This is a genomic window from Stenotrophomonas sp. C9D9 (assembly GCF_056491205.1).
Window position 1 is genome coordinate 807,904 of record NZ_JBSZIF010000004.1, and the last position, 13,529, is coordinate 821,432.

The 13,529-nt window shown below is 67.6% G+C and carries 10 protein-coding genes and 5 pseudogenes; 9 read left to right on the forward strand and 6 right to left on the reverse strand.

The genetic code is table 11. From position 1 onward, the window contains the following. The first annotated feature begins 1 nt into the window (after position 1). A pseudogene (locus ACXI0D_RS09165) lies at positions 2-824 on the forward strand (EamA family transporter). 105 nt (positions 825-929) lie between these two features. Here ACXI0D_RS09165 and rimI read toward each other — a convergent pair. From rimI to pssA, 3 genes and pseudogenes are all read right to left on the reverse strand, one after another. Beyond that, positions 930-1,427 carry a ribosomal protein S18-alanine N-acetyltransferase gene (gene rimI, locus ACXI0D_RS09170; protein ID WP_119007468.1) on the reverse strand — a complete coding sequence of 166 codons (498 nt, stop codon included), beginning with the start codon at positions 1,425-1,427 and terminating at the stop codon, positions 930-932. Continuing rightward, a pseudogene (locus tag ACXI0D_RS09175) lies at positions 1,424-1,928 on the reverse strand (hypothetical protein). Before ACXI0D_RS09175 ends, rimI begins: the two are co-directional and overlap by 4 nt. Continuing rightward, positions 1,925-2,700, reverse strand: a pseudogene (pssA, locus tag ACXI0D_RS09180) (CDP-diacylglycerol--serine O-phosphatidyltransferase). The pseudogenes ACXI0D_RS09175 and pssA overlap by 4 nt, the downstream one beginning before the upstream one ends. 38 nt (positions 2,701-2,738) lie before the next feature. Between pssA and ACXI0D_RS09185 the strand changes: the two are divergent. From ACXI0D_RS09185 to ACXI0D_RS09195, 3 genes and pseudogenes are all read left to right on the forward strand, one after another. Next, positions 2,739-3,155, forward strand: a pseudogene (locus ACXI0D_RS09185) (DUF4124 domain-containing protein). Between the two features lie 738 nt (positions 3,156-3,893). Continuing rightward, a complete protein-coding gene (locus ACXI0D_RS09190) occupies positions 3,894-5,597 on the forward strand; it encodes a proline--tRNA ligase (RefSeq protein ID WP_119007470.1) in 1,704 nt (567 codons plus the stop codon). A gap of 223 nt (positions 5,598-5,820) precedes the next feature. Then, the gene (locus tag ACXI0D_RS09195; RefSeq protein ID WP_119007471.1) at positions 5,821-6,204 is read left to right on the forward strand and encodes an H-NS histone family protein; all 384 of its coding nucleotides are present in this window, start codon (positions 5,821-5,823) and stop codon (positions 6,202-6,204) included. Between the two features lie 86 nt (positions 6,205-6,290). Here the strand turns inward: ACXI0D_RS09195 and ACXI0D_RS09200 are convergent. Then, a pseudogene (locus ACXI0D_RS09200) lies at positions 6,291-7,549 on the reverse strand (threonine/serine exporter family protein). A gap of 92 nt (positions 7,550-7,641) precedes the next feature. Here ACXI0D_RS09200 and ACXI0D_RS09205 point away from each other — a divergent pair. From ACXI0D_RS09205 to ACXI0D_RS09225, 5 genes are all read left to right on the forward strand, one after another. Continuing rightward, positions 7,642-8,763 (forward strand): MlaE family ABC transporter permease, encoded by a 1,122-nt coding sequence (locus ACXI0D_RS09205; protein WP_075675419.1) that lies wholly within the window; start codon positions 7,642-7,644, stop codon positions 8,761-8,763. 1 nt (position 8,764) lies between these two features. Continuing rightward, positions 8,765-9,592, forward strand: coding sequence for an ABC transporter ATP-binding protein (locus ACXI0D_RS09210; RefSeq protein WP_479642508.1), 828 nt, complete (start codon positions 8,765-8,767; stop codon positions 9,590-9,592). A 3-nt stretch (positions 9,593-9,595) separates the two neighbouring features. Further along, positions 9,596-10,522, forward strand: a complete 927-nt coding sequence (locus tag ACXI0D_RS09215; protein WP_014035909.1) for an MlaD family protein — start codon at positions 9,596-9,598, stop codon at positions 10,520-10,522. Beyond that, complete coding sequence (locus ACXI0D_RS09220) at positions 10,519-11,160, forward strand: ABC-type transport auxiliary lipoprotein family protein (protein WP_049443087.1); 642 nt, start codon at positions 10,519-10,521, stop codon at positions 11,158-11,160. The genes ACXI0D_RS09215 and ACXI0D_RS09220 overlap by 4 nt, the downstream gene beginning before the upstream one ends. A gap of 124 nt (positions 11,161-11,284) precedes the next feature. Continuing rightward, on the forward strand, positions 11,285-12,247 hold the full coding sequence (locus ACXI0D_RS09225) for a glycosyltransferase family 2 protein (protein ID WP_119007473.1): 963 nt from the start codon (positions 11,285-11,287) through the stop codon (positions 12,245-12,247). A 15-nt stretch (positions 12,248-12,262) separates the two neighbouring features. Here the strand turns inward: ACXI0D_RS09225 and ACXI0D_RS09230 are convergent, their stop codons facing one another. Continuing rightward, the gene (locus ACXI0D_RS09230) at positions 12,263-12,850 is read right to left on the reverse strand and encodes an alpha-ketoglutarate-dependent dioxygenase AlkB family protein (protein ID WP_049443085.1); all 588 of its coding nucleotides are present in this window, start codon (positions 12,848-12,850) and stop codon (positions 12,263-12,265) included. 46 nt (positions 12,851-12,896) lie between these two features. Next, complete coding sequence (locus ACXI0D_RS09235) at positions 12,897-13,529, reverse strand: CoA transferase subunit B (protein WP_049443084.1); 633 nt, start codon at positions 13,527-13,529, stop codon at positions 12,897-12,899.

Sequence of the window (13,529 nt, forward strand, 5' to 3'; positions counted from 1 at the left end):
GATGCCGCTCTCCATCTTCCTGCTTGTCCTCGCTGCCGCGGCGCTGCATGCCAGCTGGAATGCGATCGTCAAGCGCGGGCCGGACAAGTTCCTCGGTACCGTGCTGGTGACCGGCAGTGCCGCGCTGCTGTCGGCCGCTGCCCTCCCCTTCCTGCCTTCCCGGCTGCGCACAGCTGGCCCTGGCTGGGCGCGTCGGTGCTGTTGCAGGTGACCTATTACGGGCTGGTCGCACGCTGTTACCAGCAGGTCGACATGAGCCTGGCCTACCCGCTGATGCGTGGCAGCGCGCCGATCCTGGTCTGCGTCTGGCGGGCACCCTGCTCGGTGAGCCATTGCCCGCCGCAGCGTGGCTGGTGTAGGGCTGGTGAGCACCGGCATCCTGTGCATGGCACTGGGTGCACGCGGCGGCCAGCTGCGCCTGCCGCTGCTGACCGCGGCGATGATCGCTACCTACACACTGGTCGATGCGCAGGGTGCGCGGCAGTCAGGCAGCGCGCTCAGCTACACGCTGTGGCTGTTCCTGCTGTCGGGCATTCCGCTGCCGCTGTGGGCGTTGTACACGCGCGGCGGCGCGGTGCTGGACTATGCGCGGCAGCATTGGCCACTGGGCCTGGCCGGTGGCGTCGGCACCACGGCCTCCTATGCGATGGCGTTGTGGGCGATGACCCAGGCACCGGTGGCGATGGTCTCGGCGCTGCGCGAATCGTCAATCCCTGTTCGCGCTGCTGATCTCGGTGTTCCTGCTGCGCGAACGCATACCACGCGCGCGCTGGCTGGCAGCGTCGCTCATCGTGGGCGGCGTGCTTGCACTGCGGATGGCGTGAAGAAAGCGTGCCAACCAAGGTTGGCACCTACCACGGCAGGCGATGTGTCGATCACAGCGGAGACCCATCTGGTAGTGCCGGCCGCTGGCCGGCAACCAGTCTGCGTTACAGCGGCGGCATTGCCTGCAGGTCGCCGTCGACCAGTTCGATCGCCATCACCACCGCATCCTCGCGGCCCTGTGCCGCCGGGTAGTAGCGCGGGCGGCGGCCGATCTCGTTGAATCCTTCGCTGTGGTACAGCGCCAGCGCCGGCGCGTTGGACGGACGCACTTCCAGGAATACGCGCTGTGCGCCGCGGGCGGCGGCCAGCTGCACCAGTGCGCGCAGCAGCTGGCGACCCAGCCCGCGCGACTGCGCCAGCGGATCGATGCAGATGTTCAGCACGTGCGCTTCATCGGCGGCGATGCTGAGCACGCCATAGCCGATCAGCAGGCCATCGCGCTCCATCGCCAGGCCGGGATAGCCGGCGCGCAGGCAGTCGATGAAGATGCCGCGGGTCCAGGGGAAAGGATAGCCCCGCAGTTCGATCGCCATCACCGCATTGAGGTCGCTCTCGCGCAGCGCACGCAGGCTGATCGGGCCGGGCCGGGTAACCGCACTCATGGCGTGCCCCGCTTGCGCAGGGCACGCAGCTGCGGCCACAGCGCACGCTTGGCGGCCGGGTCGTGGCGCAGCTGGTCCAGCGGCCAGCTGTCCATCAACCGCTGCGTTGCCGGGGCGTTCGGGTTGCAGCCGGACGCACGCAGCAGCGCGATCTGCAGGCGATCCGGCAGGCGGACCACCGGCTGGCGTGCGTTGCCGCTGGGCAGTGGGCGCTCAGCCGCCGGTACGGTGTCCGGGGCGCTGACCGGCGTTTCGCGGTGCTGGCGGTGCCGGGCGTTCCGGGCGGGCTGCGGGTGCCGCCCGGCATGCTGTCCGCGCGACGGCACGGCGGCACGCACCGGTTCCGGCGCGGCGACGCTGGCCTCGGCTTCGGCCACGCTCAACTGCAGCGCGGCATCCAGCTCGGTAGCCAGCTGGCCGTCGTGATAGACGGTATAGCCCATGGCCTGCAGCCCAGGCCTGCTGGGCCGGTGACCACAGCACGGGCAGGTCCTCGCTCACGCCGCCTCGGGCTTCTTGCGCAGGCGCTGCACGGCCCACATCACCGGGCCGGACAAGGCGTACAGGATGCCGACCGCGAACAGCACGCGCGGCAGGTCGATGACCGCAATGGCGATGGCTACCGGCACCAGTGCCAGCACCAGGAACGGCACGCGGTCCGAACGGGTGCCCTTGGCAGCGCCGCCCTTGAAGCTCCAGAAGCGGATGCGGCTGACCATCAGCAGCGCAGCGATGATCGTCACCGCCAGTGCCACGTAGCGCAGCTGGTTGCCGTCCCAGCCCAGGTTGCCATCGGCGAACGCCCAGACGAAGGACATCATCAGGCCTGCGGCGGCCGGGCTGGCCAGGCCGACGAACCAGCGCTTGTCGACCACCGCCACCTGCGTGTTGAAGCGGGCCAGGCGCAGTGCCGCGCAGGCCGCATACAGGAAGGCCACCGCCCAGCCGACGCGGCCGAGCAGCGGATCGTCGAACTTCAGCCACGACAGCGACCAGTGGTACATCACCAGCGCCGGGGCCATGCCGAAGCTGACCGGTCGGCCAGCGAGTCGTACTGCACGCCGAATTCACTGCTGGTGCCGGTCAGGCGCGCCACGCGCCCGTCCAGGCCATCCATCACCGCCGCCACGAACACGGCGATGCTGGCATTGACGGAATCCCCGTTGGCCGCGGCGATGATCGCGTAGAAGCCGGCGAACAGGCCGGCGGTGGTGAACAGGTTGGGCAGCAGGTAAATCGTGCGCGAGCGCGGCGGCGGTGTGATCGGGTCCATGGAATCCAGTTTAATCGACTTGCCAGCGGTCGGCGCCAATGCTGCAATCGGCGTTCTGCGCCCATTCCGTGGAGTTTGCCATGCGTGCCCTGTGCTCTTGGATGCCTGCTGCTGTTGGCCAGTGCCAACGCCGTGGCCGGCCCCGTCTACAAATGGAAGGACCGCCCATGGCGTGACCCAGGTACTCGGAGACCCCGCCGGCGGGCAAGAAGTTCGAGACCCGCGAGCAGGCCCGCACCCCGCAGGCCGCGGCCAGCACCGAGACCCCGGCCGCGCCGGTCCCCGAGCAGTGCAGCACGGCCCGGGCCAACCTGGCCCTGCTGGACGGTGGCGGCCAGGTGATGCAGGACACCGATGGCGATGGCAAGCCCGATACCCCGTTGACCCCCGAGCAGCACACCGCGCAGAAGGGATTGGCCGAAGCCGCCATCAAGGCCTACTGCCCAGCACAGTGAGGGTATCGGCAGGGCTTGCAGCCCTGCACCCGCAGAGGCAACAGCAAGGGCAACAGCCGGCTCTGGGCTTTCTGTGGGTTTGGCGGGGCGGTGTGGGCTGCCAGGACACGCCGTAAACCCCGCTCCGCGGCCCGGCCCAGCCGCTGGCGGCTGTGCGTTCGGGCGCTTGCGAAGCAGTGCTTCGCGAGCAAAGCGCCCTCACCCATGGGGGCTCGATGGCGCCATCCATGGCGCCAACGGTCCTGCCACCCCACACCGCCCCGCCCCTGACAGACCGCTAGTGACGGTCAGTAGATCCACGCCATGCGTGGATGAAATCTGTCAGATATCGAATTGAATCCGGGGTCAGATCCGTTTTCCTGCGGAAAACGGATCTGACCCCACGAGCTGTTCCGACAGCTCGCAGGAAACTGTCGAAGGCGGGGTGGGTCCGGTTGCGGGGGCGTGAGCCGCATGGGCCCGAGGCATGCCTCGGTCGGGTTGGGCAGGAAGCCCAACCCTGGTCTTGCCGTGTGCGCAGGACAGCGCACACGAGCAAGCCGCGACCGAGCCTACATGGACGTATTCACGGCGCCCCCCGCAACCGGACCCACCCCGCCATCTCCCAGGAAACCCGTTCTTGCTGTTGCCGTTGCCGTTGACGTTGCTTCAGGCGGGTGCAGGGCGCAGCCCTGCCGATACCCCTCCCCCCGGCCGGGCTGGCAGAATAGACGTCTCTGCCGTTATCCGAAGCCGACGATGCGCCTCTCCCAGTTCCACCTGCACACCACCAAGGAAACCCCCAGCGACGCCGAGCTGACCAGCCATCGGCTGATGCTGCGCGCGGGCATGATCCGCAAGCTGGCATCGGGCCTGTACACCTGGTCGCCGCTGGGCCTGCGCGTGCTGCGCAAGGTCGAACGCATCGTGCGCGAGGAAATGGACCGGGCCGGTGCCGTGGAATTCCAGATCCCGACCATCCAGCCGAAGGAACTGTGGGAGCAGACCGGCCGCTGGCAGAAATTCGGCCCGCAGCTGCTGAAGATCAAGGATCGCAAGGACCAGGTGTTCTGCTACAGCCCGACCGCCGAGGAAGCCGCCTGCGACTTCGCGCGCAGCGAGCTGTCCAGCTACAAGCAGCTGCCGGTGAACTTCTACCAGGTGCAGACCAAGTTCCGCGACGAGATCCGCCCGCGCTTCGGCGTGATGCGTTCGCGCGAGTTCCTGATGAAGGACGCCTATTCGTTCCACCTGCACGATGAGTGCCTGGTGCGCGAATACGAGAACATGAAGTCGGCCTACAGCCGCATCTTCACCCGCCTCGGCCTGGATTTCCGCATGGTGCAGGCGGACTCCGGTGCGATCGGCGGCGATGCGTCGCAGGAATTCCACGTCATCGCCGATTCCGGTGAGGACGCGCTGGTGTTCTCGACCGGCTCGGACTACGCAGCCAACATGGAAGCGGCCATTGCCGCCGATCCGGCGCCGCGTGCGGCCGCCGCCGAAACGATGCGCAAGGTGGATACCCCCACCCAGAAGACCTGCGAAGACGTCGCGGCCCTGCTCGGCATCGACCTGCAGCGCACGGTGAAGTCGGTGGCGCTGATCGCCGGCGAAGGCAAGGCACAGCAGTTCGTGCTGGTTCTGGTACGCGGCGACCATGAGGTCAACGAGATCAAGCTGGCCAAGGTCGCCGGCCTGGACGAGCAGCGCTTCGCCAGCGAGGCGGAAATCGCCGAGCACCTGGGCAGCGTGCCGGGTTTCCTCGGCCCGGTCGCCCCGGCCAAGGCCATCCGCGTGGTCGCCGATCGTGAAGTAGCGGCGATGGCCGACTTCGTCGTCGGCGCCAACGAAGCCGGTTTCCACCTGGCCGGCGTCAACTGGGGCCGCGACCTGCCGGAACCGGAAGTGGCCGACATCCGCAACGTGCGTGCCGGCGACCGTGCCGTGGACGGCGGTGAACTGAAGATCGCCCGTGGCATCGAAGTCGGCCACGTGTTCCAGCTCGGCCGCAAGTACGCCGAAGCGCTGGATGCCACCGTGCTGGATGAGAACGGCAAGGCGGCGGTGATGGCGATGGGCTGCTACGGCATCGGTATCTCGCGCGTGGTGGCTGCCGCGATCGAACAGAACCATGACGATGCCGGCATCATCTGGCCGGACGCGATGGCGCCGTGGCAGGTCGTGGTGTGCGTGATCAACCCGAAGGGCGATACCGCCGTGGCCGACGCCGCTGCCAACCTGCTGCAGGAGCTGCGCGACGCGGGCCTGGACGCTGCACTCGACGACCGCGGCCTGCGCCCGGGCGCGATGTTCGCCGACATGGAGCTGATTGGTATCCCGCACCGCGTGGTGGTCAGCGAACGCGGCCTGGCCGCCGGCACCTACGAGTACCGCTCGCGCCGCGCCAGCGACGCGGAGAGCCTGGACAAGGCGACCCTGCTGCAGCGACTGCAGGGCTGACGTGGAAAGACCGGGGCCTGCCCCGGTCTTTTTTTTTGCCTGCGCCAGCACGGGCCGATATTGCAGCGGACATAATCCGGTCAAAATCACCGCGACAGCGTCGGCATGCCGCCACGGCATGTCCTGCCTGCATTTGTGCTTGGATTAATTCATCTCTATTCTGTCCGCCGACGCCATGGACTGGCTTGTCCCGTCCACTTATTAGTTTCCGGAGTAACCGTAAATGAGCATTGACCTGACCGGCCTGTCGGCGCGCGAGCTGGGCGCCCTGATCCGCACCGCGAAGAAGCAGCAGACCATCGTCGCCAAGCGCCGGCCGATCACCAAGGTTCGCGCCCAGCTGACCAAGCTGGCCAAGACCGAGGGTTACACCATCGAGGAACTGTTCGGCGACGCCCCGGCCCCGCGCGCGCGCAAGGTGGTCAAGGTCGCCAAGGCACCGTCGAAGACCGCCGGCCGCAAGCTGGGCAAGGTTGCCCCGAAGTACCGCAACCCGGCCAACCCCAAGGAAACCTGGACTGGCCGTGGCAAGCAGCCGCGCTGGATGGCTGAACTGACCGCCAAGGGCAACAAGAAGCCGGAAGATTTCCTGATCAAGAAGGCCTGAGGCCGGATCGGGATGCACTGAAAAACGCCGGCGAATGCCGGCGTTTTTTCATTTCTCGGAAAGGTGTGTGGACCAATGGTCCACACCTACAGTGTCTTGCGGGCCGGCATCAGCAGGTTGCCGAACAGCAGGCCCGCCACCAGCGCCATCACCACGTTGAGCACGGTGAGGAACACGCTCTGGCCGGCGCCCACGTCCTGCTGCTGGACCAGGGTCAGCACGCCGCGCAGGCTGGTGCTGCCGGGCACCATCATGATGATGCCCGGGAGGCGGATGATCGCGCCCGGACGCCCGACCAGGCGACCGAACAGATTGCCGCCGGCGGTCAGCAGCATCGCCGACAGGAAGATGCCGGCCGGCGCGCCCCAGGCGTGGCCGCCGAACTTGGAGATCGCATAACCGGCCACCGAGGCGGCGATCACCCACGGGTAATCGCGGCGATTGGCCTTGAACAGCATCGCGAAGGCGAACGCCGCGGTCAGCAGCGAGCCCCACTCCACCCATGGCCCCTGCGGCCGCGTGGCACGGATCACCGGATCCAGCCCGAGCACGTCGGCCAGGGTCACCGCGATCATCGCGCCGACGCTGAGCTTCATGATGGTGGTCAGCGCGCCGGCAAAGCGCGCGGTGCCCGACACCCAGTGCTGGCTGGCCAGCTCATTGACCGCATTGGTCAGCGACATGCCGGGCAGCAGCACCACCAGCGAGGCGATGATCACCGTGTTGAGGTTGAGCGCGCCGATGAAGGACGCCACCAGGGTGGCGACCATGCCGGCCAGCAGCGCCGCCAGCGCCTCGGCCGCTTCGCGGGTGGCCGGGCGACGATCGGTGACCATGCCGAGCAGGCCGATCATCAGGCCGATGACACCGGCCGTGGCAATGTCCAGCCACGGCAGCTTCCACATCCCGGCCACGCCGGCCGCGCCGAGGCTGAATGACAGGATGGTGCGCAGCTTGCCGCGCCGGCCCGGATCCTTGTCCAGCTGGCGCAGTGCAGTGTGGCCCTGGGCGATGCTCATCCGCCCGTTGGACACTTCCTCGGCGATGTGGTCGGCGACGCTGAGCTTGTGCAGGTCATTCTCACCGGGCGCCAGGCGGATCACGCGGGTGATGTCGCTGGAGCCGATCGCCTGCGCCGGGTCGCTGAAGCTGAGGATGATACCGGTGGGATTCGACCACGGTTCACAATCCAGATCGAGCTGGCGGGCCAGTGCCACCACCGCCGTTTCCAGGCGCTGGGCCGTGGTGCCATAGCTGTGCAGGCGTCCGGCGATCTCGGAACAAAGGCCACGCGCTGTGCGTAGGTGGCCTGGGGCGTGGGGATCGTGTGAGCGTCTGCGGACATGCGCCGTAGTATTACCTACGCTGGGGCCCACCGGAGAAATTCATCCGAGTTCGACGCGAAGCCCGATACAGAACGGTTATGCTGCGACCCGAATGGCCCAAGTGACCCCGAACCACGCCCCCCAGCTCGAACAGGATGCCCACGACCCGGGCCTGATCCGCCTGTCCGGCACCTGGACCTTGAAGACCGCGCTGGCCGCGGCCGAGGTTCTGCACGGCGTTCCCGACAAACTGACCGGCATCGATGCCACCGGCATCGAACAGCTGGATTCGGCCGGCGTGCTGCAGGTGCTGCGCGTGGCCCATCGTGCCGATCTGCACGAAGACGCACTGCAGTTCCGCGCGGACCACCAGGCGCTGGTGTGCACCATCGAGGAAGTGGCCGACGACCGGCCCAAGCCCAAGCGCGATTTCGGCGTGCTGGCCGCGCTGGAACGGCTGGGCGTCAGCGTCCACACCACCGGCCACAACATCAAGGCGCTGTGCAGCTTCCTCGGCGAGAACCTGGTCAAGGCGGCCCGGCTGGTCAAGGAACCCCGCCGCTTCCGGCTGACCGCCACCGTGCACCAGATGGAGCAGGTCGGGCTGGACGCGGTACCGCTGGTGGCGCTGCTGTCCTACCTGGTCGGCGCGGTGATCGCATTCCTCGGTTCAACCATCCTGCGCGACTTCGGCGCCGAGATCTACGTGGTCGAGCTGGTCAACATCGCCTTCCTGCGCGAGTTCGCGGTGCTGCTGACGGCGATCGTGCTGGCCGGCCGCACCGCCAGTGCGTTCACCGCGCAGATCGGTGCGATGAAGGCACGCGAGGAAATCGATGCGATGCGCACCCTGGGCCTGGACCCGGTCGACCTGCTGGTGCTGCCACGCTTGCTGGCGTTGCTGGTCACCCTGCCCCTGTTGACCTTCATCGCGATGGTCGCCGGTCTGGCCGGCGGTATCACCGTCGGCGCGTTCGACCTCGACATCCCGCCGCAGATGTACATCGCGCGCATGCACGAGACGATGGAAGTGCGGCACATGCTGGTCGGCCTGTCGAAGGCACCCGTGTTCGCGCTGGTGATCGGCCTGATCGGCTGCCTGGAAGGACTGAAGGTCGAAGGTACCGCGCAGTCGGTCGGCGAGCGCACCACCTCCAGCGTGGTGCAGACGATCTCGCTGGTGATCATCATCGACGCCTTCGCGGCGTTGTGGTTCATGCACATGGACTGGTGACATGAGCACATCCGCCCTCCCCGACCCCCTCGACATGCGCGACGACCAGGGCCACGAACTGGCCATCCGCGTGCGTGGACTGGTCAACCGCTTCGGCAGCCAGACCGTGCACGAAGACCTGGACCTGGACGTACGCCGCGGCGAAATCCTGGGCGTGGTCGGCGGCTCCGGTACCGGCAAATCGGTGCTGATGCGCTCGATCCTCGGCCTGCGCGTGCCCGATGCCGGGCAGATCGAAGTACTCGGCCGCGACGCGCGTGCCGACGATACCGAGAGCCGCCTGCACATCGAGCGCAACACCGGCGTGTTGTTCCAGGACGGCGCCCTGTTCTCCTCGCTGACCGTGGGCGAGAACGTGCAGGTGCCACTGAAGGAACACCATCGCGAGCTGCCCGAGCGCTGGCACTACGAACTGGCGCTGCTGAAAGTGAAACTGGCCGGCCTGCCCGCCGACGCGATCAACAAGCTGCCCTCGCAGCTGTCAGGCGGCATGCGCAAGCGCGCCGGCCTGGCCCGGGCACTGGCGCTGGATCCGCCTCTGCTGTTCCTGGACGAACCCACCGCCGGCCTCGACCCGATCGGCGCGGCGGCGTTCGACCGCCTGATCAAGACCCTGCAGGAAGCACTGGGGCTGACCGTGTTCCTGATCACCCACGACCTGGACACGCTGTACGCGATCTGCGACCGGGTCGCGGTGATCGCCGACCGCAAGGTAGTGGCCAACGCACCCTTGCCTGACATCGAGAAACTGGATCATCCGTGGATCCAGGAATACTTCCACGGACCCCGCGCGCGCGCCGCGCGTGGCGAACAGATCGAGAGTGCCTGAGCCATGGAAACCAAAGCCAACTACGTGCTGATCGGCGCGTTCACCCTGATCACCGGCCTGGCCCTGCTGGCCTTCGGCCTGTGGGCCGCCAAGTACTCCTCCGACCGCACCTGGCAGGAGTACCGCGTGGTGTTCCGCGAAGCGGTGACCGGCCTGTCGGTGGGCAGCCCGGTGCAGTACAACGGCATCGCGGTGGGCTCGATCACCGAACTGAACCTGGTGCCGGACGACCCGCGCCAGGTGGTCGCGCGCATCCGCCTGAACTCCAACACGCCGGTCAAGACCGATACCCGCGCCAAGCTGGCGATCACCAGCCTGACCGGCCCGTCGATCATCCAGCTCAGCGGCGGCACGCCGCAGTCGCCGGCGCTGACCACGGTCAACAAGGACCCGGCGCCGATCATCCCGACCACACCCTCTGCGCTGCAGAACATCACCGACGTCGCCAACCGCATCGTCGAGCGCATGGACCAGATCCTCAGCGACCGCAACGTGGCCTCGATCAACGCGACGCTGGCCAACCTGGAGACAATCAGCGGCGGCCTGGCCGACCGTGACCAGGGCACGCAGGCGCTGCTGCTCAGCGCGCGCGACGCCGCCCGCAGCCTGGACACCACGCTGAAGACCACCAACGGCACCATCGAGCGCCTGGACAAGAACCTGGTGCAGCAGCTGCCCGGCATCATCGACAAGCTCGACGGCACCCTGGCCAAGCTCGATTCGGCCGCCGGCAACGCCGATTCGATCCTTGGCGAGAACCGCGCCGCGATCAACAGCTTTGCCAACGATGGCCTCGGCCAGCTGGGCCCGACGCTGACCGAACTGCGCGGCCTGATCCGCGACCTGCGCCGGGTCAGCGACCGTCTTGAGAACAACCCCGCGCGCTACCTGCTGGGCCGCGACGCACCGAAGGAGTTCGAACCCAAATGAGCCCGACCACCCTCCCGCGCCTGCTGCTGGCCGCTTCGATGGTCACCCTGCTGGGCGGCTGCTCCATCCTTGGCAGCAGCGAGAAGACCGCGGTGACGCTGTACTCGCCGTCCGTGCAGGTCAAGGCAGACCCGGCCTGGCCGCAGGCCAGCTGGCAGCTGGTGCTGGCCAAGCCCAGCGCCGCGCGCATGGTCGACAGCCCGCGCATCAACGTGCGGCCGACACCGTCGCAGCTGGAGATCTACAAGGGCGCCAGCTGGGCCCAGCCGGCCACCGACATGATCGAGGACACCCTGTTGCGCGGCTTCGAGGATTCAGGTCGCATCCGCGGCGTGGCCCGCAGCACCGCCGGCATCCGCGCCGACTACAAGCTGTCCACCGACGTGCGCCGCTTCGAATCGGATTACCAGGGCCAGGCCACGCCGACGGTGGTGATCGAGGTCAACGCCAAGCTGATCCATGTCGCCGACCAGCGCGTGGTCGCGGACCGCACCTTCCGCCAGGCGCAGCCCGTCGGCAGCACCGATGTACCGGCGGTGACCGCGGCCTTCGAGCGCGGCCTGCAGCAGCTGGCACAGGACATGGTGGGCTGGACGTTGCAGAGCGGACAGGCCGACCAGCCGACCGTCGCGCGCTGATCGCCGCATTCGCCGGGCATGGCCCGGCGCTGCCGCCGCCAGATTCAGGTAGCACCGGTCCATGCCCGTCGGCGCTGCAGCAGGTGCGTGCGATAATCACAGGCCACGGCCCATTCCCTCGCTGATGCCCGCATCCGTCTCCATCGCCGTCTGCACGTACAACGGTGAGCGCTTCCTGCAGGAGCAGCTCGACAGCCTGCTGGCACAGACACGCCGACCGGACCAGATCGTGATCCGCGACGACGTGTCCTCCGATGGCACGTTGGTGCTGCTGCGGGCCTTCGTGCCACGCGCCGAGGCTGCGGGTATCTCGGTTGACCTGCAGGTCAATCCACAGAACGTGGGTTATCGGCGCAATTTCGATGGCGCACTGCGCGCCTGCACCGGCACGCTCATTTTCCTGTGTGACCAGGACGATGTCTGGCATCCCGACAAGGTCGCACGCTTCTGCACCGAGTTCGATGCACGCCCTGGCCTGCGCGTCCTGCACTGCGACGCTCGCTTGATCGATGATGCAGGTCAGCCCATGCCGCAGACCCTGTTCACCGCGCTGCACTACGGCACCGCGCAACGGGCACGGATGCATGCCGGCGACGGGTTCCGATTGATGCTCAAGCGCAAGCTGATGACCGGTGCCGCAATGGCCTTGCACCGGTCGGTCCTGGCCGACGCACTTCCGCTGCCGGCATCGGACTGGGTACACGACGCCTGGATCGGCACACTGGCTGCCATGCGCGGGGAGATCGACAGCCTTTCCGAGACGCTCATTGATTACCGCCTGCACAGCAACAATCAGTTGGGCCTTGGTGGCAACGATGCCACGCCACGCGCGGTACGACGCAAGCGGCAGTTGGAAAGCGAGCGGGTGGAATGTGGCCAGCTGCTGGAGCGCGCGCGCGCGCGCGGCCTGCCCGCTACCCAGCTGGCCTGGATCGAACGCAAGCGACGTCATATCGCCGTGCGTACCAGCCTGCCGAGCTCGCGCCTGCGGCGTATCCCGGCAGTGTTGGGTGAACTGCTACGCGGCAACTACGGCCACTTCGGTCGCGGCGTGCTGTCTGCCGGCATCGATCTGCTGCGCGCCTGACACTTCGTCCCAGGATCAGCCGGGCTGGATCCACCGGAACGTCAGGTTGATCCGCTCTCCCTGTACCCGTGCCATCTTCGGCAGCGCGTGCTGGTAGAAGCGCTGGGTCTGCCCGGCCATCAGCAGCAGGTCACCGTGGCCAAGCACGAATTCAGCCTTGCGCGCCGGATCGTCGCGTCGGCGCAGCAGGAAACGGCGTGCGGCACCCAGGCTCAGCGAAGCGATCACCGGGGCCGGCCCCAGCTCCGGCTCGTCATCGCTATGCCAGCCCATGTAGTCACCGCCACTGCGATAGCGGTTCAGCAGCACGCTGTTGAAGTGGCCGTGTCCTTCGGCCTGCAGGTGCTCGCGCACGGCCAGCAACACAGGCGGCCACGGGTGCGGCACGAACTCGGCACCAGAGTAACGGTAGCGGGCCTGCGGGTCGCCGATCCAGCAGCTCAGCCGTGGCGAGTCCACCCAGCTGCCGAACATGCGGATGCGGTGGACCTCCCACGGCACGCCGGCCTGCAGCGCCTCCATGAGCCGGTCGGCATCGGTCGCGGCCAGCCAGCCCGGCAGGTGCAACACATCGGCATCGGGCAGCGTATGGGGAAACAGCATGGCACCCCCTCAAGAAACAGGGCGGCCCTGGGCCGCCCTTGCACCTTCAGCCGCGAAGAAACGCGACGCCGGTCTTTTCCTGCAGTTCCTCATCACTGACACCCGGCGCGGCTTCCACCAGCAGCAGGCCCTTGTCAGTCACGTCGAACACCGCCAGGTCGGTGATGATGCGGTCGACCACGCCCACGCCGGTCAACGGCAACGTGCATTCGGCCAGGATCTTGTGCTCGCCGTTCTTGGCGGTGTGCTCCATCAGCACCACCACGCGCTGCACACCAGCGACCAGGTCCATCGCACCGCCCATGCCCTTGACCATCTTGCCGGGCACCATCCAGTTGGCCAGGTCACCCTTGTCGGTGACCTGCATGGCACCAAGGATAGCCAGGTTCACATGCCCACCGCGGATCATCGCGAAGCTGTCGTGGCTGCCGAAGTAGCTGGCGCCCGCACGTGCAGTGACGGTCTGCTTGCCGGCATTGATCAGGTCGGCGTCGACTTCGGCGTCAGTCGGGAACGGGCCGATACCGAGCAGGCCGTTTTCCGACTGCAGCCACACATCCACGCCTTCGGGAATGTGGTTGGCCACCAGTGTCGGCAGGCCGATGCCCAGGTTCACGTAAGCGCCATCGGTCAGCTCGCGCGCCGCGCGCGCGGCCATCTCATCACGGGTCCACGCCAT

Excerpts from the sequence above, each read along its gene's own strand:
- ACXI0D_RS09205 (WP_075675419.1), top strand. The coding sequence starts at position 7,642 with ATGGCCCAAGTGACCCCGAACCACGCCCCCCAGCTCGAACAGGATGCC.
- ACXI0D_RS09195 (WP_119007471.1), top strand. The coding sequence starts at position 5,821 with ATGAGCATTGACCTGACCGGCCTGTCGGCGCGCGAGCTGGGCGCCCTG.
- ACXI0D_RS09220 (WP_049443087.1), top strand. The coding sequence starts at position 10,519 with ATGAGCCCGACCACCCTCCCGCGCCTGCTGCTGGCCGCTTCGATGGTC.
- ACXI0D_RS09190 (WP_119007470.1), top strand. The coding sequence starts at position 3,894 with ATGCGCCTCTCCCAGTTCCACCTGCACACCACCAAGGAAACCCCCAGC.
- ACXI0D_RS09230 (WP_049443085.1), bottom strand. The coding sequence starts at position 12,850 with ATGCTGTTTCCCCATACGCTGCCCGATGCCGATGTGTTGCACCTGCCG.
- ACXI0D_RS09235 (WP_049443084.1), bottom strand. The coding sequence starts at position 13,529 with ATGGCGTGGACCCGTGATGAGATGGCCGCGCGCGCGGCGCGCGAGCTG.
- ACXI0D_RS09210 (WP_479642508.1), top strand. The coding sequence starts at position 8,765 with ATGAGCACATCCGCCCTCCCCGACCCCCTCGACATGCGCGACGACCAG.
- ACXI0D_RS09225 (WP_119007473.1), top strand. The coding sequence starts at position 11,285 with ATGCCCGCATCCGTCTCCATCGCCGTCTGCACGTACAACGGTGAGCGC.
- rimI (WP_119007468.1), bottom strand. The coding sequence starts at position 1,427 with ATGAGTGCGGTTACCCGGCCCGGCCCGATCAGCCTGCGTGCGCTGCGC.
- ACXI0D_RS09215 (WP_014035909.1), top strand. The coding sequence starts at position 9,596 with ATGGAAACCAAAGCCAACTACGTGCTGATCGGCGCGTTCACCCTGATC.